The following is a 25514-nucleotide window of genomic DNA, read 5'->3' on the forward strand; positions in this document are numbered from 1 at the left end:
TCAGGAAAGAGGTTCTCGTAGATCTCGCGTTACGCTTCCTCCCTTCCTGGCGAAGGGAGTGGCGGACGGCGCGAGGCCGCCCGCCGCTTTACGCTTACTTCAGGTCGACCTTGGCGCCGGCTGCTTCCAGCTGGGCCTTGAACTTGTCGGCGTCGGCCTTGGAAACGCCTTCCTTGACCGGCTTCGGAGCCGCTTCGACCAGGTCCTTGGCTTCCTTGAGGCCAAGACCGGTGATGGCGCGGACTTCCTTGATGACGTTGATCTTCTGAGCGCCGGCTTCGGTGAGGACGACGTCGAATTCCGTCTTTTCCTCAACCGGAGCAGCGGCGGCAGCACCGCCGCCAGCAGCGGCAACCGCCACCGGAGCAGCGGCGGAAACGCCCCACTTTTCTTCCAGAAGCTTCGACAGCTCGGCCGCCTCGAGGACGGTCAGCTTCGAAAGGTCGTCTACGATCTTTGCGAGATCAGCCATTGTTGTATTCCTTCATAAGGTTCGAACGTGTGTTTGTGATAGCGAGGAACGGCCTCATGCCGCCTCGTCCTTCCGGGCGTAAGCGCCGATGACGCGCGCGACCGAGGCCGCTGGCGCATTGACGATCTGGGCGATCCGGGTTGCCGGCGTGGCGATCATGCCAACCAGCCTGGCGCGCAGCTCATCGAGCGACGGAAGTGTGGCGAGTGCCTTCACACCGTCGGCATTGAGCGAGGTGGTGCCCATTGCGCCGCCGAGAATGACGAGCTTGTCATTTCCCTTGGCGAAATCGGACGCGACCTTCGGCGCCGCAATCGGATCCTCCGAATAAGCGATCAGCGTCTGTCCCTTGAACAGTTCGATGATCGATGCGGAGTCCGTGCCCTGAAGAGCGATTTTGGCGAGACGGTTCTTCGCGACTTTAACGGTGCCACCGGCGGCGCGCATTTTCGACCGAAGGTCGTTCATTTGCGCGACGGTGATACCGGCATAGTGGGCCACGACCACTGAACCTGCGTTCGAGAACGCACCGTTCAGGCCCGTGACGAGTTCGCGTTTTTCCGCTCTGTCCACTGCCTATCTCCAGTTGACCCCAATCCTGCTAATGGGAACATTCCCATTCACGAGGACAGGCGTCGGGTTGCCTTTTGTCGGCCGGGCCATCCAGTAACGGATCTCCCGAACGACGCTCGAGGATCCTGCCCCCTTTCGCCACACCGGCCGGCAAGCCGGACGATGCGCAGACAAAAGGCAAACACGGTTCGAACCTTTCATTGGAGCTTGTCGCTCCGTTGTCCGGTCTTCACCCGTCTCATGCAGGCCCACATGAATTAAGGCTTTTGGGCCGCCTGCAATCTCGGACAGGATGTCCGGAAACCTTCCGGCTTCCGGTACCGGGCCCAGGATAAATCCGGGGCCCGGAATTCAGTCACGGATCAGCTTTTCAGCAGCCGATCCAGATGGTCTTAATCAGGACGCGGCGAGCGTCGAGACGTCGAGCTTGAGGCCAGGGCCCATCGTCGAGGTGACCGACACCTTCTTGACGTAGTTGCCCTTGGCGCCAGCCGGCTTTGCCTTGTTCACCGCGTCGGTGAAGGCACGGATATTCTCTTCCAGCGCCTGGAGCTCGAACGAGACCTTGCCGACGCCGGCGTGAACGATGCCGGCCTTCTCGACGCGGAACTCGACCGCGCCACCCTTGGATGCCTTGACGGCGGCGGCGACGTCCGTGGTGACGGTGCCGACCTTCGGGTTCGGCATCATGCCGCGCGGGCCGAGCACCTTGCCGAGACGGCCGACCAGCGGCATCATGTCCGGCGTGGCGATGCAGCGATCGAAATCGATCGTGCCCTTCTGGACGATGTCGACCAGGTCCTCGGCACCGACGATGTCGGCACCCGCGGCCTTGGCCTCTTCGGCCTTGTCGCCACGGGCGAACACGGCAACGCGAACCGAGCGGCCGGTGCCGTTCGGCAGGTTGACCACGCCGCGGACCATCTGGTCGGCATGGCGCGGGTCGACGCCGAGGTTCATGGCGACTTCGATGGTCTCGTCGAACTTGACCGAGGAACGGTCCTTGAGCAGCTTCAGCGCATCACCCAGGGCATAAGCCTTGTTGGGATCGATGCCTTCGCGGGTCTTCGATACACGCTTTGCAATCTTCGCCATGATCTTAGCCCACCACTTCCAGACCCATCGAGCGGGCGGAGCCCTCGACCATGCGCATGGCCGCTTCGACGTCGTTCGCGTTCAGATCCTTCATCTTTGCGGTTGCGATCTCGCGGACCTTTTCACGCGAAACCGTACCGGCCTTGACCTTGCCCGGCTCCTTGGAACCAGATGTCAGGTTCGCCGCCTTCTTCAGGAAATAGCTCACCGGCGCCGTCTTCATGACGAAGGTGAAGGACTTGTCCTGGTAGTAGGTGATGACGACCGGAACCGGCGATCCCTTTTCCATCTCCTGGGTCTGCGCGTTGAACGCCTTGCAGAACTCCATGATGTTGATGCCACGCTGACCAAGCGCCGGGCCGATCGGGGGAGACGGCGTAGCCGATCCCGCTTTCACCTGGAGCTTGAGCTGGCCTGCAATTTTCTTAGCCATCTCTTTTCCTGCCTTAGTCTATGCCGGCCCCACTATTGGGGAAACACCGGCGGTTGCAGTCTGGTGGTGCGGTTCTTGCGGCCGGCTTAAGCCGCCTTCGCCTCCCACCGTCCTTCAGGCCGCGCGCTTCCGCGCCGCCTCCCCTGATCGCCGGACCGGCGCCAGGGATTTCGGATCAGCCCTTTTCGACCTGTCCGAATTCCAGATCGACAGGCACCGCGCGCCCGAAGATCGAAACTTCCACCTTGAGCCGCGCCCGCTCCTCGTCCACTTCCTGGACGAAGCCGTTGAAGGACGCGAACGGACCATCCGACACACGGATCGCCTCGCCGATTTCGAACGTGACCGAAGGCTTCGGCCGCTCGACGCCTTCCTGCACCTGGTTCAGGATACGCTGCGCCTCGACTTCGGTGATCGGCACCGGCTTGGAGTCACCGAGGAAGCCGGTCACCTTCGGCGTGTTCTTCACCAGCGAGAACACGGCATCGGTCAGGTTGGCCTTCAGGAGCACATAGCCCGGGAAGAATTTGCGCTCGGCATCGACCTTGCGGCCGCGACGAACCTCGACGACCTTTTCGGTCGGCACCACGATCTGCTCGATATCGGCGGACAGGCCCTTTTGCTTGGCCTTGTTCTCGATGTCCTCGGCGACCTTCTTTTCGAAGTTCGAATAAGCGTGGACAATGTACCAGCGCGCAGTCATTTCACGACTTCTCCGTAATCGCCGGACTTAACGTCCAATGCCCAGAATCTGCTCTACCGCGATGCCCATGAGCTGATCGGCGGTGAAGAAAAAGATCATCGCAATCACGGCAAAGGCCAGAACCATCACCGTCGAGATCACGGTCTCGCGTCGCGACGGCCAAGTCACCTTGGCTGTCTCCGCGCGAACCTGCTGGAGAAAGACGAAAGGATTTGTGGTTTTCGAAGCCATATGCCGCCTGTATTCGAGACCCGTTGGCCGGGCCTCCTGGATGATCCCGCTGACCGGGACGTGCCGCCTGAGCCAAAATCGCGCCGAATCAGCGCAACCATTTCGCCCATGCAAATCAGACGCGTAAAGCCGGCTTCCCAGCTCCACGCGTCGCGTGTCTGTTCCGTCTACATAAAACCGATTCTTGATCCACGCAAGTGGCAAGTGTCCGCTTTATGACCAAACGCCGCCTCGGAACCATCCAGTCGTTCCGTCCCGGCTATGAGGCCCTTATGCCCCAATCAGGCTAATATGGCAAGCCGGTCGCCGATTTTCAAAGGCACTCCGCAAAAATACCGTCCCTGGTGGCCATTTAGGGAAATGGCGAAGTTTTTGTTTTGAGGTGCCAATTCGAGAAACGGCGGAATTTTGCTGGAGGTGCCATTTCGAGAAATGGCGGAATTTTTGTCATGAGGTGCCATTTCGAGAAATGGCACGGGCAGCAGGGCTCGAACCTACGACCTGCGGTTTTGGAGACCGCCGCTCTACCAACTGAGCTATGCCCGTATCCCTGCGCATTTCGGCGCAGCAGGCGCTTCCTAAAAGCTTCCGCGCACTCTGTAAAGAGCGGTTTGCATGCGAACGTGCCTTAAGTCTCGGCTCCTGCAACACGACCTGTCCGAGGCCGGGTCCTTCCTACTCGCGCCGGCACACGATCTTGACTATCTTCCCGGCATCAGCCCGACGCTTCCCGTGGCAACTGGAAGCTACTTGGCGTCCGGCGGCTCGTATGGCCCGCCAGGCACGCCCCAGCCCCAGGCCGGCATCGGTTCGGTCTCGGGATCGCAGGTTTCACCGAGATTGGAATTCATCTTGGCCAGCCGCGATCCCCATTCGATGTAGCCCATGAAGGCCGAGCGGAACTCCGGATCGTCGGGCAGGCCGACCGCGTCGGCGGCATCGGCCAGGAGGTTTATCCAGCGGCGGCGCTGCTCCTCGGTCAGATGCCTGCCCAGATGATGCATGACCATCTCGCGGTGGCCGCCGAATTGCTCGCTGTAGGTTTTCGGTCCGCCGAACACCTCGCCGATGAACGCCGCGACGTGGGCGGGATGGTCCGGCGACATGGTCTTGAACACCGGCCCGACGATCGGGTCCCGCGCAACCTTGTCGTAGAAGGTCTGCGTCAGCCGGTTCAGGGCCTCGCCGCCGCCGGCCCAGTCATAGAGTGTCGGTACGTCCTTGCGCATCGGCATTCACCTGTCCTCGATGCCGCGGACGGTAGCGGAAAGACCTGGTCCGGCTCAAGCTGCCCCTTTGGCCAGCCCAGCCGGCGGATGCGCTACAGTTTCGCTGGCGTGTCCGCCTCGGCGTTTGTCGACGGCATGATCCTGCAATTGTCAGGCCTCGGCGGCGATCTGCATATGGTGGCGCCCGTCAGTTCGTCAGCGGACTGGCGTCCGGTCGCCAGCCCGAATTTCAGCGCCGTGTCCTGATCGAGCTGCCGTTGGCTCGAGGAACGCTGCATCGCCGCGATCAGGCCTGGCCCGATCGCCATTTCCTCGAGATACGCCTTGACCTCATCCTGCGGTTCAAGGGCACCGACGCTGAGATGCACGGCCGGCCCGATGAGGCGCCTGACGCCACCGGCGACCATCATCGCGCATGCCGAAGCGCATTGGCCCTGCGTATCGTTGGTCAGCCCGACATGGACGCCGTCCTTGGCCGGGCAATCGGCCGAGGGAGCGCAGTCGACGAAATCCGTGTGGGCGACGGCCACATCGAGCTTGCGGTCACGGATCAGCCTGCCGGCGGCAACAGCGGCCTGGATGTCGCCTTCTTGCGAGCTGATCACGATCGGCAGCCGCCGCCCGACCGTGGCATCGAGCAGCTGGCGCAGCGTCTCCGGCGTCCGCGTGGTGATCGCGCCCTCCGCCGAGATCCATTCCGGGCAGTCGGGATTGCAGAGCGGGTTGCTGCCGCGGACAAGGACGAAGCGCATGTCCGCCTCCTTAGGAGGCATGCTCTCAACCGGCTGAGGCAGGACCGGCCTGGCATCGGCAATCGGGATATCGGCCGTCTTCGCGATCTTGCTTGCCGGTATTGCCCGGCAGTTCGCCGGCACCGGATCCAGCCCGCAGATGGTCCGTTCGGTCATCAGATCGACGGTGTCCAGGCTGGTGACGAGCTTCAGCCGCAGCATCGCATCGAGAGCGATCTGCTGGATATCGCTGGCCTGGGTCTGCTTCATCGTACCAAGCACACCCTGATCGATGCCCATTTCCTTCAGATAGGCGGCAAGCTGCTTCTCGGTCGCCTTGCTCATTTCGTAGGTCTTGTAGCTGCCGGCATTCTTCCGGCTGATGATCTTGGTGCTGATGATCTTCTTCTTGCCGTTCACGACCCGGTAGGTGGTCCGGTAGACCAGCTTCATCCGCTGAAAAGTGGTCGTGATCTGGTGGACGCCGAGATAGGCGAAATCCCCGACCACGCGGCGCACGCCCCCCGAAAACATCAGCGGACAGGCCGAATTGCACATGGAGCCGCTGTCATAGGCCATGCCGAAATAGCCGGTGGGCTTGCCGTCCTTGTCCTTGCAATTCTTCATGTCCGGCTCGCAGCCGGTGAAGACCGTCATGCCGACGGCGGTGTCGAGCTTGTTCTTGCGGATCAGGCGGCCAAGCGCCAGCGCCGCATCGACATTGCCGCCGGGGGAATTGACGACGACCGGCAGCTGCCGGCCTCCGAGCGCCCTGAGCGTTCGCTTGAGCAGCGACGGCGTACCCGCCGAGATGGTGCCTTCGGCCGAGATCCATTCCGGACAATTGGGCTCGCAGCCCGGCGCGCTGCTGCGCACGACGACGAACCGCATCGGCGGGATGTCCGGCGGCTCTTCCTCGGCTTGGGCCACAAAAGCGACCAGACCGATGGCCACCGACAGCGCGAGGCGGACCAGTGTCCGCAAGCACCATGCATTCACGTCCAAACCGCGCCCCGCAACCACTCTGGCAAAGCTCCCTCGGTGCAACCCATACTAATTGCGGCGATGGCGCTTGCAACAGCTTTGACGTGGCGGCTGACGGCACCCGTCCCGTGGCTGGGCGCACAACGAAAAAAGGCGGCCCGAAGACCGCCCTTTCCTTGTCGAACCGGCGGATGCCGGCCTCGATTACTCTTTGATGGTGACGACGATGCCGGCACCGACGGTGCGGCCGCCTTCACGGATGGCGAAGCGCAGCTTCTCTTCCATGGCGATCGGCACGATCAGCTCGACATCGACCGTGATGTTGTCGCCGGGCATCACCATCTCGGTGCCTTCCGGCAGCGACACGATGCCGGTCACGTCGGTCGTGCGGAAGTAGAACTGCGGACGGTAATTGGTGAAGAACGGCGTGTGACGGCCCCCTTCGTCCTTGGTCAGGATGTAGGCTTCGGCCACGAACTTCTTGTGCGGCTTCACCGTGCCGGGCTTGGCCAGAACCTGGCCGCGCTCGACGCCTTCACGGTCGACGCCGCGCAGCAGCGCGCCGATGTTGTCGCCGGCCTGGCCCTGATCGAGCAGCTTGCGGAACATTTCCACGCCCGTGCAGGTCGTCTTGGTCGTCGGACGGATGCCGATGATCTCCAGCTCCTCGCCGACCTTGACCACGCCGCGCTCGACGCGGCCGGTCACCACCGTGCCACGGCCCGAGATCGAGAACACGTCCTCGATCGGCATCAGGAACGGCTTGTCGAGCGGACGAACCGGGGTCGGGATGTAGGCGTCGACCGCCGCCATCAGCTCGCGGATCGCGTCCTCGCCGATCTTCTTGTCGGAATCTTCCAGGGCGGCCAGCGCCGAACCCTTGACGATCGGAATGTCGTCGCCGGGGAACTCGTTCTTGGTCAAAAGCTCGCGAACCTCGAGCTCGACCAGTTCGAGCAGCTCGGCGTCGTCGACCTGGTCGACCTTGTTCAAAAACACCACGATCGACGGCACGCCGACCTGACGGGCGAGCAGGATGTGCTCGCGGGTCTGCGGCATCGGGCCGTCGGCGGCCGACACGACCAGGATCGCGCCGTCCATCTGCGCGGCGCCAGTGATCATGTTCTTCACATAGTCGGCGTGGCCGGGGCAGTCGACGTGGGCGTAGTGGCGGTTGGCCGTCTCGTATTCGACATGCGCCGTCGAGATCGTGATGCCGCGCGCCTTCTCTTCCGGCGCCGCATCAATCTGGTCATAGCGCTTGTATTCGCCAAAATACTTCGTGATCGCCGCCGTCAGCGACGTCTTGCCATGGTCAACGTGACCAATCGTGCCGATGTTCACATGAGGCTTGGTGCGCTCGAATTTACCTTTTGCCATAGTCTCTTTCCTTGGACGGCCTTGACCTTCAGTTCAGTCGAATGCGGGGCGATTAGCGACAAAGGCCAAAAAACACAAGCGTCTTTTGGCCGGGTGCCGTCTCACTCGGTCCGAACCCAGGATCCGGTTGCGGGGATGTGGCGCTGATATAGGAAGGCGGGCGGCGAAATGAAATGGCTGCAAACCCGGCCGGCTGAAGCCCGAATCGTGCTGCCTGCTTGCCCATCCCTGTCTGAATTCATGCCCATCCTGTCTGAATTCATGGAAGCCGATGGCCCATTGCGGTCGTCATCGAGGTCTGATCTCCTGACCGGATGCATTTCATCCCAGCCTCAATCCGCGGCCCGCTGTTCATGATCGTCTCGACCGGGTCGTATCTCGTCAACGACACGATGATGAAGCTCGCGACGGCGGGCCTGCCGTCCTACGAAGTGCTGTTCCTGCGCGGTGCCGCGGCAACGCTGTGGGGCTTTCCGCTGTTGTTCGCGCTGGGCTACGGCAAGCAGATTCCGCTGATCTTCGACAGACGCGTGCTGCGCCGGAACCTGCTCGAACTGGCCGCCATCCTCTGTTACGTCGTGGCGCTCGCCAACATGCAGATCGCGGATTCCACCGCGCTCGGGCAGATCACGCCGCTGCTGATGCTGGTCGGTTCCTCGATACTGTTCGGCGAGCGGATCGGCGGCCGGCGCATGGCGCTGATCGGGCTTGGGTTCATCGGCGCGCTGATGGTGGCGCAACCGACCATGCAAGGCATTTCAGTCTACGCCTTGCTGGCGCTCGGCAATGCGGCGCTGGCGGCCGCGCGCGACCTCGCCGGCAGGCGGGTCCCGGCCGAAGTGCCAGGCATGATCGTGGCGATTTCTGCCATCGTGGTGGTGCTGATCGGAGCCGGTGCCGCGCATCTGGTTTCGGAGCGCTGGGTGATGCCCGAGACACGCCATCTGCTGCTGATGGCCGGCGCAGGGTTTTTCCTCATCTTCGGCCATTTCTTCATCTTCATGGCCTACCGCGTCGGGCCGACCAGCGCGGTGGCGCCGTTCTACTATTGCTTCACCGTCTGGGCGGTCATTTCGGGCCTGCTGGTGTTCGGGCAATTCCCCAATGCGCTGGCTGTCTGCGGCATCCTGCTGGTTGTCGGCAGCGGCTTGGCCATCGTGTCGCTGGACCAGCGCAAGCGCCGGCTGGCCGTGGTCGCGTAGGAACCATCAAAACAGCGGTGAGGCGCTCCCGAAGCGCCTGCTCAGAAGCCACCGCCGATCATCGCCAAAAGGCTCGCCGCCGGGCTCGACACGCAGATCAGGGAGATCCTGAAAAGGATCGGGAGATGTCCGGCGGCCTGCCTCGGACCTCTAAATCGTCCGCTTACCGCTGAACTGGTGATAGGCCCACAGCACCACCACCGCCCCGATCACGGCAACGATAAGGCTGTAGATGTTCAGGCCGGTGACGCCCGACGCCCCGAAGGCGCTGAAGATCAGGCCGCCGACGATGGCGCCGACGATGCCGAGCACGATATCCATTATCATGCCCTGGCCGCTCTTGTTGACGATCTTGCTGCCCAGGAAGCCGGCAATGACGCCGAGTATGATCCAGCTGATGATTGACATTTTTTCCTCTCCATCCCCCCGCCAGCCGGACATTTTCATAGGATTGTCAAAAGCTCAAGCCAGCTTGCAATTCCGCCCCGATGCGCCATTGTTGAAGATGGGCGGGCTTGGTTGCGATGGAGGATCCATTATGGGACTTTTTGACAACGCCGTTCCCGGCGGCAACATCACCAAACCGCTGATGATCGCACTCGGTGCCTTGCTGGTCGGAAAAATGCTGAGCGGCAGAAGTGCAGAACAACCGGATCAGCCGCAAGCTCCGGTGCCAGCCGAGCCCGCTCCGACCGAAGCCAATTCCGGCGACGGCGGCCTGCTGGGTGGATTGGGCGGCCTGCTCGACAAGCTCAAGACCGCCGGCCACGGCAACGTCGCCGACTCATGGGTCGGCACCGGGCAGAACCAGTCGATCAACGCCAACGAACTCGGCAATGCGATCGGCCCGCAGATCATCCGCGAGATATCGCAACGGACAGGGCTGGACGAACAGGAACTGCTCAAGCAGTTGTCGACCGCGTTGCCCGGCATCGTCGACAGACTGACGCCGAACGGCCAGCTGCCGCAGCAGCACCAGGTCGCCTCCGCGTTCAACAGCTGAAGCGAGCGCTGAAGCGCTGCGCGCTTTGTGCAGCGTTTCGGCTGCCAATAACAGGGATGGAAATCTGGAGCGGGTAGCGGGAATCGAACCCGCATATTCAGCTTGGAAGGCTGCTGCTCTACCACTGAGCTATACCCGCGCCTTGCACTGAAGTATCGGATTCACCCGAAAAGCGCCATGCACTTTTCGATCCGATGCTTTTCTCGTTTCAGGGCTTCCGGGCCGGCAGTGGTGGAGAGGGTTGGATTCGAACCAACGTAGGCTAAGCCAACGGATTTACAGTCCGTCCCCTTTAACCACTCGGGCACCTCTCCAGTCTGCCGCCGGAGCCACGCAACGAGGCATTCTCGCCAATCCGGACCCGAGTTGGATGTCTTCTCCGAAATCAGCGAAGCGCCTTATGGCGGCAAGGCCAGTGGGTGTCAACCGCACAGCCAGGGTTTTTCGTTTCTGTTCGCCGGCTGCGGCGACAGGCCATATCCCTAGCGGCGACGGACCGCTATAGAAGCCGGCCATGAGCAACAAAACCGGCACTCCGAAAGACACCCATTACGCCAAGCTGCGCCGTGCGCACCGCGACGAGAAGAGCGGCGGCGCGCCGGCGTTCCGCCCGCGCCAGCCCGTGCCGCCCGGCGAGAACGCCGCCGACGGCCTGGTACGGCTCTACGGCCTGCACACGGTGCGGGCGGCGCTCGACAATCCGCGCCGCAAGATCAGGAAAATGCTGGTGACGCGCAACGCGGCCGAGCGCCTTGATATTGCCGATCTCGCCGCCCTGCCCTTCAAGGCGGAACTGGTCGAACCCAAGGACATCGACAAGATCACCGGTTCGGATGCCGTGCATCAAGGCGTGCTGGTCGAGGCCGAGCCGCTGAAGCCCAAGCGCCTCGACGCGCTTGGCGACACGAAGCTGGTGCTGGTTCTCGACCAGATCACCGATCCGCACAATGTCGGCGCCATCCTGCGCTCGGCGGTCGCTTTCGGCGCGGGCGCGCTGATCACCACGGCGCGCCACAGCCCGCAGGAATCGGGCGTGCTGGCGAAATCCGCCTCGGGCGCGCTGGAGCATATCGACCAGATCGAGGTGAAGAACCTGGCGGACGCGCTCGGCCAACTGCACGACGCCGGCTTCCAGACAATCGGTCTCGATTCGGACGGGCCGGCCGAACTCGAAACGAGCTTTGCCGGCGACAGAATAGCCCTGGTGCTGGGCGCCGAAGGCAAAGGCCTGCGCCAGAAGACCCGCGAGACGGTGACGACACTGGCCCGCCTCGACATGCCCGGCGCCATCCGCTCGCTCAACGTATCGAATGCCGCGGCGGTCAGCCTCTATGCGGCGAGGAAATTCCTGGGGCAGTAGGGCAGTACGGCAATAAGGCAGTATGTTCCGAGAAGCGGCGCCGAACGGGCCTGCCCTACTGCCCTACTGCCCTACTGCCCTACTGCCCTACTGCCCTACTGCCCTACTGCCCTACTGCCCTACTGCCCTACCTCATGTCCCGCCATCCGCTCCAGCGCCCTGACCAGCGCGGAGTGATCCTCCTTCGCCCCGCCATTGGCGGCGCAGGAATTGAACAGTTGCTGGGTGGTCGAGGTGTTGGGCAGGGAGACGCCGAGCGCCCTTGCCCCCTCTAGCGCCAGGTTCAGATCCTTCTGGTGCAGTTCGATGCGGAAGCCCGGCGCGAAGGTGCGCTTGACCATGCGCTCGCCATGGACCTCGAGGATGCGCGAGGCGGCCAGACCGCCCATCAGCGCCTGCCTGACCTTGGCCGGATCGGCGCCGGCTTTCGATGCGAAAACAAGCGCTTCGGCGACAGCTTCAATGGTCAGCGCGACGACGATCTGGTTGGCCACCTTGGTGGTCTGGCCGACGCCGTTCGGCCCGACCAGTGTGATGTTCTTGCCGATCTTTTCGAACACGGGTTTTGCACGCTCGAAGGCGCTTTCCCCGCCGCCGACCATGATGGTGAGAGACGCCGCCTTGGCGCCGACTTCGCCGCCCGAGACCGGCGCGTCGAGGTAGTCGCAGCCGAGTTCGTTGATCTTTTTCGCGAAAGCTTTGGTTTCGATCGGCGATATCGAGCTCATGTCGATGACCAATTTGCCCTTGGTCAGCCCCGAGGCGACGCCATTTTCGCCGAACAGCACCTCGGCGACTTGTGGTGTGTCGGGCACCATGGTGATGATGATATCCGCCGCACTGGCCACGGCGGCATGGCCGGTGACAGTTTTCAGTCCCTTGGCCACGAGTTCGGCCGGCGGCTTGGAGCGGTGGTCGCTGGCGATGACCGTGTGGCCGGCGTCCAGCAGATGTCCCGCCATCGGCGCGCCCATGATGCCGAGGCCGATGAAGCCGATGGTTTCCATTGTGGTTCTCCGTTTTTGTTAGGCGGCGTTCCTGCGCGCCCCCCTCTGGCCTGCCGGCCATCTCCCCCACGAGGGGGGAGATTGGATGCGTCCCGGCCTTCGCCAATCTCTAACGCCGTAGGAGTGAGCGGCGCGCCGAAGCTGCCAATCTCCCCACCTGTGGGGGAGATGGCCGGCAGGCCAGAGGGGGGCGCCAAGGAACGCGACCTAGACTGCTACCCTCGAGCCAACTAAGCCGCCGCGCTCCCCTGCCCGGCCAAATCCCGAAACCACCCCAACCCAGCTTCCGTACCCGCTTTCGGCTTATATTCCGCCCCAACCCAGCCGGAATAACCGATGCGGTCGATATGCTCGTAGAGGAAGGGAAAATTGATCTCGCCCGTCCCCGGCTCATGACGGCCGGGATTGTCCGCAAGCTGGATATGCGCGATGCGGCTGAGGTTTGCCTCGATGGTGCGGGCGAGATCCCCCTCCATGACCTGCATGTGATAGATGTCGTATTGCAGGAACAGGTTCTTCGAGCCGACACGGTCGATGAGATCAAGCGCCTGGTCGGAATAGTTGAGGAAGAAGCCCTCGATGTCGCGGGTGTTGATCGGCTCGATCAACAGCCTGATGCCGGCCTGCTCCAGCTTTTCCGCCGCGAAGGCGAGGTTTTCGGCGAAGACATCCTCCAGCACCTTGCGGTCGGCGCCGGCGGGCGCGATGCCGGCCAGGCAATTGACCTGCTCGCAGCCGAGCGCCTGCGCGTAGGCGATCGCCTTGGCGATGCCCTGGCGGAATTCCGGCACGCGGTCCGGCAGTGCGGCGATGCCGCGCTCGCCCTTGCCCCAATCGCCTGCCGGCAGGTTGAACAGCACCTGCGTCAGGCCGTTCTTCTTCAACCGGGCAGCCACGACATCGGGCGCATGATCGTACGGGCCGATATATTCGACGCCCTTGAAGCCGGCGCGGGCGGCGGCATCGAAACGATCGAGGAAGTCGTGCTCGCTAAAGAGCATCGAAAGGTTGGCTGAAAAACGCGGCATTCTTTTCTCCTTCTCCGCCAGATACAAAGCCATGTTGAGATTCGGGTCAGGCCGAGCCGAAAATGGTGGCTTCCGAGAACCGGAGCGGAGCGTACTTTCTGTACGTGAGCACCGGAAGCGCAGGAAGCTGCCGTTTACAGGCCGGCCTCACCTGAATATCAGCATGGCTCAATCCAGCATCACGATGGCGGTCGGCGCGTCTTCATGGTTTTCGGCGAGGTCCTCGAATTCGGTGACCTTGTCGATCTCGGTGCCCATCGAGATGTTGGTGACGCGCTCGAGGATGAATTCGAGCACGACCGGAACCTGGTGTTCCTTCATCAGCCGCTGGGCTTCCTTGAAAGCGCCCGCGAATTCCTCCGGCTTGCGCACCCTCACCGCCTTGCAGCCCATCGCCTCGGCAACGGCGACATGGTCGACGCCGTAGCCGGCCTCGGGATCGCCGACGCGGTTGATGTTCTCGAAGGCGAGGCTGACCTCGAAATCCATCGAAAAACCGCGCTGCGCCTGGCGGATCAGCCCAAGATAGGCATTGTTCACGACGACATGGAGGTAGGGCAGTTTGTGCTGCGCGCCGACCGCCAATTCCTCGATCATGAACTGGAAATCATAGTCGCCCGACAGCGCCACGATGGTACGGTCGGGATCGGCGGCGCGCACGCCGAGGGCGGCCGGCAACGTCCAGCCGAGCGGGCCGGCCTGGCCGCAATTGATCCAGTTGCGCGGCTTGTAGACATGCAGGAACTGCGCGCCGGCGATCTGCGACAGGCCGATCGTGGTGACATAGGTGACGTCGCGGCCGAACGCCTTGTTCATCTCCTCGTAGACGCGCTGCGGCTTGAGCGGCACCTGGTCGAAATGCGTCTTGCGCTTCATCGTCTTCTTGCGCGCCTGGCATTCCTTCGCCCAGCCGGACCAATCGCGCAGCTTTCCGGCCGTCTTCCACTCGGTGGCGACGTCGAGCAGCATCTTCAGCGCGGCACCCGCATCCGAGACGACGCCGAGATCCGGCGCGAAGACGCGGCCGATCTGCGTCGGCTCGATGTCGACATGGATGAATTTTTTGCCCCTGGTGTAGACATCCACGGAGCCGGTGTGGCGGTTGGCCCAGCGGTTGCCGATGCCGAACACGAAGTCGGCCTCGAGCATCGTCGCATTGCCGTAGCGGTGCGAGGTCTGCAGGCCGCACATGCCGGCCATCAGCCGATGATCGTCGGGGATCGCGCCCCAGCCCATCAGTGTCGGGATGACCGGCACGCCGGAAATTTCGGCGAATTCGATCAGCAGGTCCGACGCATCGGCATTGATGATGCCGCCGCCGGCGACGATCAGCGGCTTTTCGGCGGCGTTGAGCATCGCCAGTGCCTTTTCGGCCTGGGCGCGCGTCATCGCCGGCTTGAACGGGATAAGCGGCTCGTAGGCGTCGATGTCGAACTCGATCTCGGCCAGTTGGACGTCGACCGGCAGGTCGATCAGCACCGGACCCGGCCGCGACGAGCGCATGAGATGAAAAGCCTTCTGCAGCGTCATCGGCACCAGATAGGGTTCCATGACGGTGACGGCCCATTTGGCAACAGGTGTGGCGATGGCTGCGATGTCGACGGCCTGGAAATCCTCCTTGTTCAACCGCGCCCGCGGCGCCTGACCGGTGATGCAGAGGATCGGAATCGAATCGGCCGCGGCCGAATAAAGCCCGGTGATCATGTCGGTACCGGCCGGACCCGAGGTTCCGATGCATAGTCCGATATTGCCCGCCTTGGCGCGGGTGTAGCCCTCGGCCATGTGCGAGGCGCCCTCGACGTGACGGGCAAGCACATGGCGGATCGTGCCTCGCGTCTTCAGCGCCGAATAGAGCGGATTGATCGCCGCCCCTGGCACGCCGAAGGCACAGGAGATGCCTTCCTTTTCGAGAACGAGAACCGCGGCATCGACAGCGCGCATCCCAGCCATTTTCCGGCCCTCCACAGGGTTGTCATTGTTGGATTGACCAAAGGATGCCAGTACCCCGTGCATTTTTCAATTTTTCCAAAATATTTTTTCATTTCTAGAAAACGGCGGCTACGTGCTGATTTTGTTCGGTTTTCCGTTTTCCAGGAAACTTGGAGTGCGATATGATGAAAAACTTTTTCATTGCCTGTCCGGCAAATTCGACGACAATGGCGCCATGGAAACGACCGAAAAACGCCAGCGCGGTCGTCCGCGCGCTTTCAACGGGCCGTCAGAGGCCAATTCGGTGCAATCGCTCGATCGCGCCTTGCGCATACTGGCCATTGTCGCTGAGGGCAGCGGCCTGTCGCTGAGCGAGATATCGGCGCAGAGCGGGCTTGCGGCCTCCACCGCCTACCGCATGCTGACGACGCTGGAAAACCACGGCATGGTCGAATTCGACACCAGCGACCAGCTGTGGTCGATCGGCGTCGAGACCTATCGCATGGGCGCGGCGTTCCTGCGCCGCCGCAAGCTGGTCGACCGCGCCCGCATCGTCATGCAGGAACTGATGGAGAAGACCGGCGAGACCGCCAATCTCGGCGTCGCCGAGGACGATTGCGTCGTGTTCGTCAGCCAGGTCGAGACGCACCAGGCGATCCGCGCCTTCTTCCGGCCGGGCACGCGCAGCGCCTTCCATGCTTCCGGCATCGGCAAGGCGGTGCTGGCGCATCTCGACCCGGAGCGCGTCGAAACCATTTTGCGCAAGGCCGGCTTGCAGCGCTTCACCGACAGGACTCTGTCCGACATCCCTGCCCTCGCGCATGACCTGGCCGTCATCAAGCTGCGCGGCTGGTCGGTGGACGACGAGGAACGGCACCCCGGCATGCGCTGCGTGGCCGCGGCTATCTTCAATGAATTCGGCGAACCGATCGGCGGCGTCTCGGTGTCGGGGCCGACCGTGCGGGTGACACCGGAACGGCTGGCCGAGATCGGGCCGATGGTGCGCAGTGCCGCGGCCGAGGTGACCAGGATGATCGGCGGCACCAGAGCGGCCTGACAGTCGTTGCCCCGGGTCATCGCGCCAGTGACGGTGTCACTGGAAAAGGGGCGGTGGGGCGCCCCTCTTTCCAGCTGATTGAAACGCCCTCTCCTCAGAGCCGGCAGTAATGGCGATAGCCATCGTGGCCGATATAGGTGTCGGAGTCGGGATCGTAGCTCGAATAACGATCGAAGCAGCGGCGAACGTGCCAGGAGCCGCCGTCTTCCTCTACATAGACGGTACGCGGCTGCTGCTGGGCAAGCAGGCTGCCCAGGACGAACCCGCCGACGCCGGCGGCGATGCCGATGCCAAGGTCGTGATGATGATGGCCGTGAGCCGCCGAGGGCTGGACGGTGCCGGCCAGGGCGGCGGCGGCGACCGTGGTGGCGATGAGGCCGGAAACGAGTGTGCGCTTGAACATGACGATCTCCTTGCTTCGTTGACCGAGGCGATCCATCCGCCTCTTGATCATCTGTCGTTGCGGCCAGGAAAAAGGTTCGTGAGGTTTGGAGATTTTGTGGAGCGGCCGGGAAAACGAGCAAACGAGCGAGTAGTGAGTAGTGAGTAGCGAATAGGGAAAACCCACGCGTCTCCTCGCTACCTGACTACTCACTACTCACTACTCGCTATTCGCTACTCGCTATTCGCTACTCGCTCTCTTTCACCCCATCCCCGTGACATGGCGAAGCCAGAAAGCAAGCGCGATGAAGCCGATGATGGTGGCGACGCCGGTCCAGTCGACATTGGCCTTCTTCACATCGCTGATGAGCTTCACCAGCAGCATCCAGGCGATGACGACGATCGGCAGAATGATGACGAGCCTGATCATGCGACACTCCAGTCCGAAGCGATTGCATCTCGACAACATGTAGGTAGCGTGTTTGCGGATTTCAGCACGCCCCGGCGGCCTCATCAACGTGACCGCCGTTCTCAGGCCACCATTGGGTTCGCAAGCGGGGCTGTAGCTCCCCTTTGTTGACGCGAAGTACGCGGCGGATCATCATGACACGCACAATGGACGGCACCTCATGCTGGTGGGAGGTAAAATGCAGGCGCTCATCATTGAGGCAAAGCCTCAGCCGATTTCAATTGATCCTACCCAGGCTGCTGTTCTCGTCGTCGATATGCAGAATGACTTCGGCTCCAAAGGTGGAATGTTCGACCGGGCCGGAATCGATATTTCCGGGATTCAACGGGCGATCGGCCCTACTGCAAGCGTAATAGCCGCCGCCCGCAATGTGAGAGTGCCCGTCGTCTATCTGAAGATGGGATATCGTTCCGATCTCTCGGACCTCGGGGCGTCGGGCGCCCCGAACCGGTTGCGACATCTCCAGATTTTTGGGGTCGGAGAGAGCATGACAGCCCCGGATGGCAGCGAGAGCCGGATTCTGATCCGCGACACTTGGGGAACAGATATCGTCGACGACCTCAAGCCGAAAGCAGGCGATGTCGTCCTCTACAAGACCCGGTTCAGCGGTTTCTACGAGACCGAACTCGATGCTGTTCTGCGGACCGCAGGTATCAGGCACCTCATCGTGACAGGATGCACGACCAGCGTCTGTGTCGAGTCGACGATACGAGATGCCTTTTTCAGGGACTTTCAATGCATACTGCTCATAGATTGCACCAGCGAGCCCATCGCGCGAGACGCCTCAAGGAGCAATCATGACGCCTCGCTCACGCTCGTAGAGGTGCTATTCGGGTGGACATCGACGTCCGACCATTTCCTGATGGCCATTGAGGCGCACGTTCAGGGGCGTCTTGAATTAGCCGAATGAGATCGCGACCGTCGGTATCATCTGATCTCGAAACGGCAAGGCCTCCGCTCCGGGTCAGCGTAAGGTCAAGTCCAGATACGACACCGCCTGCTCATCAACCGTGGTGGCGAATCGAAAACGGAGTTTTGTCTTTACTGGCGCAACAAATATGCTAACCGGAGCGCCGTGCCCTTGTAGCTCAGCTGGTAGAGCAGCGGTTTTGTAAACCGAAGGTCGGCGGTTCGATTCCGTCCGGGGGCACCAGTTCCGCACGAAATTCCACGCGAGGCCAAAACCTCACGGTCACCGTTTCCGAAGCGGATTGCCGGCCACGAGCGCTCTGTCAGGCGCTCACGATCCGGCTTGATGTGCTCGCCCTGGTGAAAGTGTTCCTCACCCTCACCGAATTATAGACATAAGCCACCCATATCCCCGTGAACACGAACGAGACCAGGGGCGTTACCAGTGCGTTCCCGGCAAGCAGCTGGTTCACCGGGATATCGAGGATTGTTGAAGTCCACGCCGTGTCCAGGATGAAAACGAGAGGAATCGCGAACCACTGGCATAGAAACAAGCGCGGGAAGCGGTGGCTTCGTCGCAGCATCGAGACCAGAACAACCAACTGAAGCGCCAGGAACGGCAGGTTGAGGGCAACCTCGCCATACACCGCCAAGGGTCCATTTGGCAGGGTCATGAGCTGTTGGTAGCCTTCGACCGAATTGCCCAAGCTGGCGAGCGTGCGCAGCGGTGACAATGCCTGACCGATCGCCAGCAGCATCAGCCAGCCCCCAAACCCAACCAGATCTGCTGGGGCCTGTGAAGATTTGCTTGCCTGTGAAGATTTGCTTGCGGACCTGATGGCGACGAAGACGGGCACACCGATCAGCAGCAACACTATTGCCCAATGCCAGATAGAAAATCCCATTTTACTACCCCCCCTAATGCATCCTTAGGTTGTAGCACGTTTTGACGGCGACTCAAGAGGGCTTGCTGACGACCCACGAAGCCCGGGTTAACGGGTTCTTCCGGCGCGCTGGTTGAGAAGCATCAAACGAAAAACCCGCCTGTGCGGCGGGTCATTGGCGCAAATCTGCACCATAGATAAATATCTACCATAGCTGCACTCACCCTGCAAGAAAAAATTCCTATCGTGAAAAGCCGCCGGCACAAAAAGCTGGCGGTACCGCCGGTGTTGGCCGTCGTCAGTCCTTTTGCCAACCTGCGTTCGGGGCCCTGGTTGACGACCCGGACTCCAAAGCCCGCTTCAACCTGTCTGTTCCCCAAAGGATCGGCTCACACAGTAATCGACGTCACCAAAATCCGGTTCTGCCGGCGTATCGCCGCGCGCAATTCGGCGATCCTCGCCTCATCGCGTTTCACAAACTCGATGAACATCATGTTCATGTTGTTGAAGATCAGTTCGCCGAGCGCCGCCCCGTCGATGTCCTGCCGCACCAGTCCAAGCGCCTGCAGCCTTGCGATCAGGGCGCGGATCTGTTCGGTGAGCGCGCGGTCGAGCGCGGTGTAAGCCTGGCCGAACGGGCTGTCGGGCAGTTGCGTCGAGATCGCCATCGCCTGCCGCCACATCTCCTTGCTGAGATAGTGCAGGGAGTGCTCGATGTAGATGCCGACCAGCGTGTCCAGCGCATCGCCGACGTTGGCCGGCGGCCTGGCGACGACGCCCTGCCCTGCATTCAGCACCTCGTTGACCTCCAGCGAGACGATGGCGCCGAGGATATCACCCTTGTTCTGGTAGTAGTTGTAGATGGTGCCGACCGAGACTTCGGCCTGGGCGGCGATGGCCTCGATCTTGGCGCCCTCATAGCCGGCATCGCGAAAAAGCTCGGCCGCCGCCTCGATGATGCGCCTCTGCCGGTCCGCCTTTTGCCTTGCCCGCAATCCGCTCATCTCAGCCTCTTGCCATAAAAACAGAATTGACTCAATTTTAGAATTGGTTCAATTTTTTGCAAGAAGCCACAAAGGCAAGGGAGAACACTCGATGTCCATCAAATCCGCATCCAGGAATCCGCTTTCCACCTTGAAGAACCATCTGCATGCGGCGTCCGCCGCCACGGCACTGCTTCTCGCGACGGGCAGCGTCGCCGGGGCAGCCGACCTCAACGCGCTGATCTGGTGCGATCATTCCGATCCGGCGCTGCTGCAACCCTTCGAGGAGGCCAACAACGTCAAGGTCAACGTCAAGGAATTCGAGGGCACCGGCGCCGGGCTCGCCATCGTCGAGCAGTCGCAGCCCGGCGATTGGGACGTGATGGTGATCGATAGCATCGACGTACCGCGCGGCGTCGAGAAAGGCCTGTTCGAGCCGCTGCCGGAAGACAAGCTGCCACTGGCCGATTTGTTTCCGCAGGTGAAGATGGACGGCTCCACCGTGGTCGGCGGCAAGCGCTACGGCATCACCGAAAAGTTCGGCTACAACACGATCGGCTTCAACAAGACCAAGGTCGATCCGGCCGACATGCAGTCGCTGGCGTCGCTGACCAGCGACAAATACAAGGGCAAGGTCGCGATCTACGATTATTACCTGCCGGTCATCGGCATGGCGGCGCTGGCCATCGGCAAGAAGACGGCGGAGCTGACCGAAGCCGACCTGCCCGCCATCAAGGACGAACTTCTCAAGATGAAGGCCAATGCCAAGCTGGTCGGCGAAGTCACCGCCAGCCAGACGGCGCTGGCAACCGGCGAGGTCGATATTCTGGTCGGCGGCGGCGAATGGGTGACGGCGGGATTGGCCAAGGAAAACCCGGCGCTGGACTTCTCCATTCCAAAGGAGGGCGCGGTGCTGTGGTCGCAGTCGCTGGCCATGTTCAAGGACTCAGAGAACAAGGACGTGGCGCTGAAATTCATCCAGTACATCATGAGCCCGGAGGGCCAGGCGCGGCTTGCCACCTCGTCCTGCTACTGGGGCATGCCGGCGAACACCAAGGCGGCGCTGACCGACGACCAGAAGAAGGTCCTGCGTTTCGACGAGCAGCCGGGCTTCCTCGCCCGCGCCCAGGCCTATCCGTCGCCGAATGCCGATCTCGACAAGAAGATGCAGGACATGTGGACCGAAATGCTGCAGGCGAAGTGAGCTGATACCGCTCATGAGTACCTCGGCAAACAGCGGCCGCGCCCTGCACCGGGCAGGCGCTGCCCTGCCCTGGGCGCTGGTCACGCCGGCGCTCGGCTGGACCTTGCTGTTCTTCGTGCTGCCGTTCATCGCCATGGGGTTTTCCAGCCTGACGGCGCATGAGGGCGGCGGCTTCACATCAGCCAACTACAGCCAGTTCTTCACCAACCCCTCCTATTGGCAGGCGATGGTGAATTCGCTGGAGGTGACGGCGATCGTCACCGTGGTTTCGGTTCTGCTCGCCTATCCCTTCGCCTGGATCCTGGCCGAACAGGTGCCGGAACGCTGGCAGCGGCTGGCGCTGATGCTGGCGGTGCTGCCGTTCTGGACCTCCTATGTCGTGCGTTCCTATTCCTGGCTGCTGGTGCTGGCGCAAAACGGCGTCGTCAACCGCGCGCTGACCGGCCTCGGCGTGGTCGCCGAGCCGCTGCAGCTCGCCAATACGCGGTTCGCCACCGTCACCGGCTTCGTGCATTTCTTCGTCATGCTGTTGACGCTGACGATCTTCGCCAATCTGAAGCAGTTGAGCCCGAGCTATCGCAAGGCCGCCGCCGATCTCGGCGCCGGGCCGGTGCGCACCTTCCTGCATGTCGTCCTGCCGCTGACCTTGCCCGGCATCATGGTCGGCGCCTTCCTGACATTCGTGCTGTGCATCGGCGACTACATCACGCCGCAGATCCTCGGCGGCAATAACGAGCTTCTGATGCCGCAGCTGGTGATGATGCAGATCGGCCGGCGCGGCGATTTTCCGCTCGCCTCGGCATTGTCGATCATCCTGATGGCGGTGGTCACCATCGCCTATCTCGCTTGCGCCCGCTGGCTCAAGATCGAGCGGGCCTGAGATGCGCCGGATCGTCCGCATCGCCTCCTGGCTCTACGCGCTTGCCGTCTACGGCTTCATCTTCCTGCCGGTGGTGGTGCTGGTGCTGTTTTCGCTGCAGGCGACGTCGTTCCCGATCCCGCCCTTCACCGGGCCGTCGCTGCGCTGGTACGACGCCGTGCTCTCCGACGCGCGGCTGACCTCGGCGCTGGCCAACTCGCTGCTGGTCGCATCCATCTCGTCGCTCGCCGCCGTCACGCTCGGCTTCCTGTCCGCCTGGGGTTTCGCCCGCTTCGTGCTGCCAGGCTCCGGCCTGCTGCGCGGGCTGATCACGCTGCCGCTGACGGTCAGCTATCTCATCATCGGCATGGGGCTCTTGGTGCTGTTCAACTGGGCCGGCGTGCCGAAATCGCTGCTTGCCGCCGGCATCGGCCATGTCGTGATCAACCTGCCGCTCTGCTTTGCCATCATCTACAGCCAGATGGGCGACCACCAGATCAACATCGAGCGCGCCGCGCGCGACCTCGGCGCGCCGGAGTGGAAGGTACTGCTGCTGATCACCGTGCCGGTCATGGCGCCTGCCATTTTCGCCGGTTTCTTCCTGTCGATGACATTTTCCTGGGACGAGTTCGTGATCTCCTTCCTGCTGACCCGTTTCGACACCACGCTGCCGGTCGAAATCTGGAACCTGCTGCGCTCGGGCCTCAATCCGAAAACCAACGCCGTCGGGTCGCTGGTCTTCGCCGTCTCGATCGTGCTGGTCGTGCTGTTCGAACTGACATTGCTGCGGAGAAAGCCGGCATGAGCACGCCCCTGGTCGATATCCGCAACGTCTCGCACCGTTTCGGGCAGCTGGCGGTGCTGAAAGACGTCTCGCTCAAGATCGAGCCGGGCAGCTACACGATCCTGCTTGGCCCCTCGGGCTCCGGCAAGACGACGCTGCTTTCCATCCTGGGCGGCTTCGTCACGCCCAGCGAAGGCAAGGTCTTCATCCGGGGCGAGGATTGCACCGCAGTGCCGCCGGCCAGGCGGCCGACTACGACGGTGTTCCAGGACTATGCGCTGTTCCCGCATATGAACGTCGGGGCCAATGTCGGCTTCGGCCTGCGCATGCAAGGCGTCGACGGCACGACCAGGGCGGCGAAGGCGCGCGAGGCGCTGGCGCTGGTTGGGTTGGCCACATCCTTCGACAAGAAGCCGCACCAGCTCTCCGGCGGCCAGCGGCAGCGCGTGGCGCTGGCGCGCGCGCTGGTGATCGAGCCGGCGGTGCTCCTGCTCGACGAGCCGCTCGGCGCGCTCGACCTCAAATTGCGCCGGCAGATGCAGGACGAGTTGAAGGCGATCCAGAAGCGCGTCGGCACCGCTTTCATCCATGTCACCCACGACCAGGAGGAGGCGATGGCGCTGGCAGACCACTGCGTGGTGATGAATGACGGCCGCATCGAGGACGAAGGGCCGCCCGAGCGTGTTTATGCAAGACCGGCGACGCGGTTTTCCGCTACCTTCATGGGCGAAAGCACCATTCTTGCCGGCACGGTCACGCAGGCCAGGGACAAGACAAGCATTGTCGCGACGCCGGCCGGACCGGTCTCGCTGCCCAGCGCCTTGCCGCTCGGCTCGGCCGTTGCGCTGGCGATACGGCCGGAGCACCTTGTCCTCGGCGCGGACGCCGGCAGCGCCAAGCTCGGCACGGCCGAGGTGAGCGACGTGGTTTTCCAGGGCAGCTTCAAGCGCGTGCTCGCGGTTTCCGTCGAGGATCCCTCGCTGCAATTCATCGCCAAGCTCGCGGCCGCGGCCACCGTCCAACCGGGCGACACTGTCGCGATTTCGTGCGACACCGACCAGATCATCTTGTTGACGGACTGAAATGGGCATCCTGCCGATCATCGAGGCTCCAGACTGGTACGAAACCATCCGCATGGGCGATGGCGTGACCTTGATCCACGAGCCATGGATAAAACCGTTCTTCCGCTGCAACATGTGGCACGTGCGCGGCCGCGATCGCGATCTTCTGTTCGATACCGGCCTCGGCCATTTCAGCCTCAAACGTCACGTGTCCCTGGTGAGCGAGCGCAAGCTGACCTGCATCGCCAGCCACACGCATTTCGACCATATAGGCTGCCACCACGAATTTCCCGACCGCTGCGTGCACTTCGCCGAAGCGGAAATCCTCGCGGATCCGCGCAACGAATGGACGGTCGCGGACCGCTATGCCAATGACGAGATGTTCGACGGCATGCCGCGGGGATGGGACACGGCACGCTACAAAATCCTGTCGGCGGCGGCCGACCGCCTGCTCGAACATGGCGACGTCGTCGATCTCGGCGACCGTGCTTTCGAGGTCATCCATACGCCTGGCCATTCGCCCGGCGGCATTGCGCTCTTCGAGAAAAGAACCGGCGTGCTGCTATCCGGCGATATCATCTATGACGGCCCGCTGATCGACGACGTCTACCACTCGGACATCCCGGACTACATGGCGACGCTGCTCGCCATGCGCGACCTCGATGTCTCGGTCGTGCATGGCGGTCATTTCCCGAGCTTCGGCAAGGTGCGCTACCGCCAGCTTGTCGACGAGTATCTGGCGCAGAAACGCCGGGCCGGCTGCCATCTGCGCTGACGGCGAATTAGCGCATCAATTCGAAATGCCGCGGAAATGCCTGATGCAGCAGGAGCAGCATGGTCTTGCGCAATACGTTGGATTCGCGGCCGGGAGGGTTCAGGTGGTCCCAATACCACGCGCCATGGACCAGATAATTCAGGCTTTCGGACAAGGTGTCTAGATCGACGCCGGTGTAGCCGCCGCTGCGCGCGATCTCGGTGAGCAGTTCGCGCGCCTCGGCGGTGTAGGCGAGATCGCTGGGCAGGCCGATTTCATTGTAGATCTGCATGCTCTTGCGATCGCTGGAGAACACGACAAAAACCGAAACCCATTGCGGATGCTGCCGCGCGAAGCGCTGCGCGCAGTCGACGGCGCCCAGCAGCCTTTCGACCGGCGACAGGCCCGGCGCCCGAACCAGGGTGGCCCACAGCTCGTCATATTGATCGCTGAGATACTGCAACACGGCCCGGAAAAGGTTCTCCTTGCTGCGAAAATGGAAAACCACCAGCGCATTCGAAGAGCCGACATGTTCGGCGATGCGCTGCATGGTGACGCTTGCCAGTCCCTCCTCCGCGATGAGCTCGATGGTGGCGTCGATGATCCGCTGCACGCTCGCTTCGCCGCGCTCCCTGCGACGATCCCTGGGAGCGGCATCGTTTGCCGAAGCCCTGCCCTTGGTCGCCACGGACCCGCGTTTCTCCGCCCCTGCCTTGCGTTGCGCCATTTTCGTCAGGCCTTTCGGACCCCGCGGCGGAAATCCCGCCGCACAAGTTGCTTGGCATATGCACGCCTGCTCATCCCCAAAA

General features: G+C 62.4%; 28 protein-coding genes and 4 tRNA genes. 11 read left to right on the plus strand and 21 right to left on the minus strand.

The annotated features are described in order from the left end of the window. Positions 1–94: 94 nt before the first annotated feature. The 10 genes from rplL to tuf form a co-directional block, all read right to left on the minus strand. Positions 95–472, minus strand: coding sequence for a 50S ribosomal protein L7/L12 (rplL, locus tag NKJ26_RS05420; protein ID WP_023762907.1), 378 nt, complete (start codon positions 470–472; stop codon positions 95–97). Positions 473–526: 54 nt separating this feature from the next. Beyond that, entirely contained in the window at positions 527–1045 is a 519-nt protein-coding gene (rplJ, locus tag NKJ26_RS05425; RefSeq protein ID WP_013531412.1) for a 50S ribosomal protein L10, read from the minus strand. Positions 1046–1441: 396 nt separating this feature from the next. Next, on the minus strand, positions 1442–2140 hold the full coding sequence (gene rplA, locus NKJ26_RS05430) for a 50S ribosomal protein L1 (protein ID WP_352694305.1): 699 nt from the start codon (positions 2138–2140) through the stop codon (positions 1442–1444). 4 nt (positions 2141–2144) lie between these two features. Next, the gene (gene rplK / locus NKJ26_RS05435) at positions 2145–2573 is read right to left on the minus strand and encodes a 50S ribosomal protein L11 (RefSeq protein ID WP_056590915.1); all 429 of its coding nucleotides are present in this window, start codon (positions 2571–2573) and stop codon (positions 2145–2147) included. A 175-nt stretch (positions 2574–2748) separates the two neighbouring features. Then, positions 2749–3276, minus strand: coding sequence for a transcription termination/antitermination protein NusG (nusG, locus tag NKJ26_RS05440; RefSeq protein ID WP_027027737.1), 528 nt, complete (start codon positions 3274–3276; stop codon positions 2749–2751). A 27-nt stretch (positions 3277–3303) separates the two neighbouring features. Continuing rightward, positions 3304–3507, minus strand: a complete 204-nt coding sequence (gene secE, locus NKJ26_RS05445) for a preprotein translocase subunit SecE (protein WP_352602025.1) — start codon at positions 3505–3507, stop codon at positions 3304–3306. Between the two features lie 470 nt (positions 3508–3977). Next, positions 3978–4053: transfer RNA gene (locus tag NKJ26_RS05450), tRNA-Trp, on the minus strand. A 200-nt stretch (positions 4054–4253) separates the two neighbouring features. Further along, positions 4254–4736: a group II truncated hemoglobin gene (locus NKJ26_RS05455; RefSeq protein WP_352694703.1), complete on the minus strand. Its 483-nt coding sequence runs from the start codon at positions 4734–4736 to the stop codon at positions 4254–4256. A 92-nt stretch (positions 4737–4828) separates the two neighbouring features. Beyond that, positions 4829–6451, minus strand: a complete 1623-nt coding sequence (locus NKJ26_RS05460; RefSeq protein ID WP_502903084.1) for a COG3904 family protein — start codon at positions 6449–6451, stop codon at positions 4829–4831. Between the two features lie 204 nt (positions 6452–6655). Beyond that, entirely contained in the window at positions 6656–7831 is a 1176-nt protein-coding gene (gene tuf / locus NKJ26_RS05465; protein ID WP_256753628.1) for an elongation factor Tu, read from the minus strand. 314 nt (positions 7832–8145) lie between these two features. Between tuf and NKJ26_RS05470 the strand changes: the two genes are divergently transcribed. Further along, entirely contained in the window at positions 8146–9033 is an 888-nt protein-coding gene (locus tag NKJ26_RS05470; protein WP_352694308.1) for a DMT family transporter, read from the plus strand. A 150-nt stretch (positions 9034–9183) separates the two neighbouring features. Here NKJ26_RS05470 and NKJ26_RS05475 read toward each other — a convergent pair whose 3' ends face one another. Next, positions 9184–9441 (minus strand): GlsB/YeaQ/YmgE family stress response membrane protein, encoded by a 258-nt coding sequence (locus NKJ26_RS05475; protein WP_352694310.1) that lies wholly within the window; start codon positions 9439–9441, stop codon positions 9184–9186. Between the two features lie 130 nt (positions 9442–9571). Between NKJ26_RS05475 and NKJ26_RS05480 the strand changes: the two genes are divergently transcribed. Continuing rightward, positions 9572–10036, plus strand: coding sequence for a YidB family protein (locus tag NKJ26_RS05480; protein WP_352694312.1), 465 nt, complete (start codon positions 9572–9574; stop codon positions 10034–10036). 65 nt (positions 10037–10101) lie between these two features. Here the strand turns inward: NKJ26_RS05480 and NKJ26_RS05485 are convergent. Then, positions 10102–10175, minus strand: a tRNA-Gly gene (locus tag NKJ26_RS05485). Between the two features lie 90 nt (positions 10176–10265). Beyond that, positions 10266–10350: transfer RNA gene (locus tag NKJ26_RS05490), tRNA-Tyr, on the minus strand. Positions 10351–10550: 200 nt separating this feature from the next. Here NKJ26_RS05490 and NKJ26_RS05495 point away from each other — a divergent pair. Continuing rightward, positions 10551–11396: a TrmH family RNA methyltransferase gene (locus tag NKJ26_RS05495; protein ID WP_352601835.1), complete on the plus strand. Its 846-nt coding sequence runs from the start codon at positions 10551–10553 to the stop codon at positions 11394–11396. A 119-nt stretch (positions 11397–11515) separates the two neighbouring features. Here NKJ26_RS05495 and NKJ26_RS05500 read toward each other — a convergent pair whose 3' ends face one another. The 3 genes from NKJ26_RS05500 to gcl all read right to left on the minus strand — a co-directional run bounded on the left by NKJ26_RS05500 (position 11516) and on the right by gcl (position 15381). Further along, a complete protein-coding gene (locus NKJ26_RS05500) occupies positions 11516–12403 on the minus strand; it encodes a 2-hydroxy-3-oxopropionate reductase (RefSeq protein ID WP_352694315.1) in 888 nt (295 codons plus the stop codon). 230 nt (positions 12404–12633) lie between these two features. Continuing rightward, entirely contained in the window at positions 12634–13431 is a 798-nt protein-coding gene (gene otnI / locus NKJ26_RS05505; protein ID WP_352694317.1) for a 2-oxo-tetronate isomerase, read from the minus strand. A gap of 168 nt (positions 13432–13599) precedes the next feature. After that, on the minus strand, positions 13600–15381 hold the full coding sequence (gene gcl / locus NKJ26_RS05510) for a glyoxylate carboligase (protein WP_352694319.1): 1782 nt from the start codon (positions 15379–15381) through the stop codon (positions 13600–13602). Between the two features lie 214 nt (positions 15382–15595). Here gcl and bhcR point away from each other — a divergent pair, with 214 nt between their 5' ends. Continuing rightward, a complete protein-coding gene (gene bhcR / locus NKJ26_RS05515) occupies positions 15596–16417 on the plus strand; it encodes an HTH-type transcriptional regulator BhcR (RefSeq protein WP_352694705.1) in 822 nt (273 codons plus the stop codon). Positions 16418–16511: 94 nt separating this feature from the next. Here bhcR and NKJ26_RS05520 read toward each other — a convergent pair whose 3' ends face one another. Continuing rightward, on the minus strand, positions 16512–16820 hold the full coding sequence (locus NKJ26_RS05520) for a BA14K family protein (RefSeq protein WP_027028248.1): 309 nt from the start codon (positions 16818–16820) through the stop codon (positions 16512–16514). Positions 16821–17060: 240 nt separating this feature from the next. Beyond that, positions 17061–17228 carry a hypothetical protein gene (locus NKJ26_RS05525; RefSeq protein WP_081689692.1) on the minus strand — a complete coding sequence of 56 codons (168 nt, stop codon included), beginning with the start codon at positions 17226–17228 and terminating at the stop codon, positions 17061–17063. 217 nt (positions 17229–17445) lie between these two features. Between NKJ26_RS05525 and NKJ26_RS05530 the strand changes: the two genes are divergently transcribed. Both NKJ26_RS05530 and NKJ26_RS05535 read left to right on the plus strand, forming a co-directional pair. Further along, complete coding sequence (locus NKJ26_RS05530) at positions 17446–18177, plus strand: cysteine hydrolase family protein (RefSeq protein WP_352694322.1); 732 nt, start codon at positions 17446–17448, stop codon at positions 18175–18177. A 167-nt stretch (positions 18178–18344) separates the two neighbouring features. After that, positions 18345–18420 (plus strand) — tRNA-Thr (locus tag NKJ26_RS05535). A 79-nt stretch (positions 18421–18499) separates the two neighbouring features. Here NKJ26_RS05535 and NKJ26_RS05540 read toward each other — a convergent pair. Continuing rightward, entirely contained in the window at positions 18500–19081 is a 582-nt protein-coding gene (locus NKJ26_RS05540; RefSeq protein WP_352694324.1) for a DUF2569 family protein, read from the minus strand. Positions 19082–19449: 368 nt separating this feature from the next. Beyond that, entirely contained in the window at positions 19450–20064 is a 615-nt protein-coding gene (locus NKJ26_RS05545; RefSeq protein WP_352694326.1) for a TetR/AcrR family transcriptional regulator, read from the minus strand. Positions 20065–20155: 91 nt separating this feature from the next. On the opposite strand from NKJ26_RS05545, the gene NKJ26_RS05550 reads away from it, so the two are divergent. The 5 genes from NKJ26_RS05550 to NKJ26_RS05570 are packed head-to-tail and all read left to right on the plus strand — an operon-like array spanning position 20156 to position 24726. Next, positions 20156–21247 carry a polyamine ABC transporter substrate-binding protein gene (locus NKJ26_RS05550; protein ID WP_352694328.1) on the plus strand — a complete coding sequence of 364 codons (1092 nt, stop codon included), beginning with the start codon at positions 20156–20158 and terminating at the stop codon, positions 21245–21247. 13 nt (positions 21248–21260) lie between these two features. Next, the gene (locus NKJ26_RS05555) at positions 21261–22127 is read left to right on the plus strand and encodes an ABC transporter permease (RefSeq protein WP_352694330.1); all 867 of its coding nucleotides are present in this window, start codon (positions 21261–21263) and stop codon (positions 22125–22127) included. A 1-nt stretch (position 22128) separates the two neighbouring features. Then, a complete protein-coding gene (locus NKJ26_RS05560) occupies positions 22129–22911 on the plus strand; it encodes an ABC transporter permease (protein WP_352694332.1) in 783 nt (260 codons plus the stop codon). Further along, entirely contained in the window at positions 22908–23972 is a 1065-nt protein-coding gene (locus tag NKJ26_RS05565) for an ABC transporter ATP-binding protein (RefSeq protein WP_352694334.1), read from the plus strand. Before NKJ26_RS05560 ends, NKJ26_RS05565 begins: the two co-directional genes overlap by 4 nt. 1 nt (position 23973) lies before the next feature. Then, complete coding sequence (locus NKJ26_RS05570; RefSeq protein WP_352694336.1) at positions 23974–24726, plus strand: MBL fold metallo-hydrolase; 753 nt, start codon at positions 23974–23976, stop codon at positions 24724–24726. Positions 24727–24733: 7 nt separating this feature from the next. On the opposite strand, the gene NKJ26_RS05575 is transcribed toward NKJ26_RS05570, so the two are convergent. Then, positions 24734–25432 carry a TetR/AcrR family transcriptional regulator gene (locus NKJ26_RS05575; RefSeq protein ID WP_352694338.1) on the minus strand — a complete coding sequence of 233 codons (699 nt, stop codon included), beginning with the start codon at positions 25430–25432 and terminating at the stop codon, positions 24734–24736. Between the last annotated feature and the right edge of the window lie 82 nt (positions 25433–25514).

The organism is Mesorhizobium sp. M0152, assembly GCF_040322415.1.
Classification (GTDB): Bacteria; Pseudomonadota; Alphaproteobacteria; order Rhizobiales; family Rhizobiaceae; genus Mesorhizobium.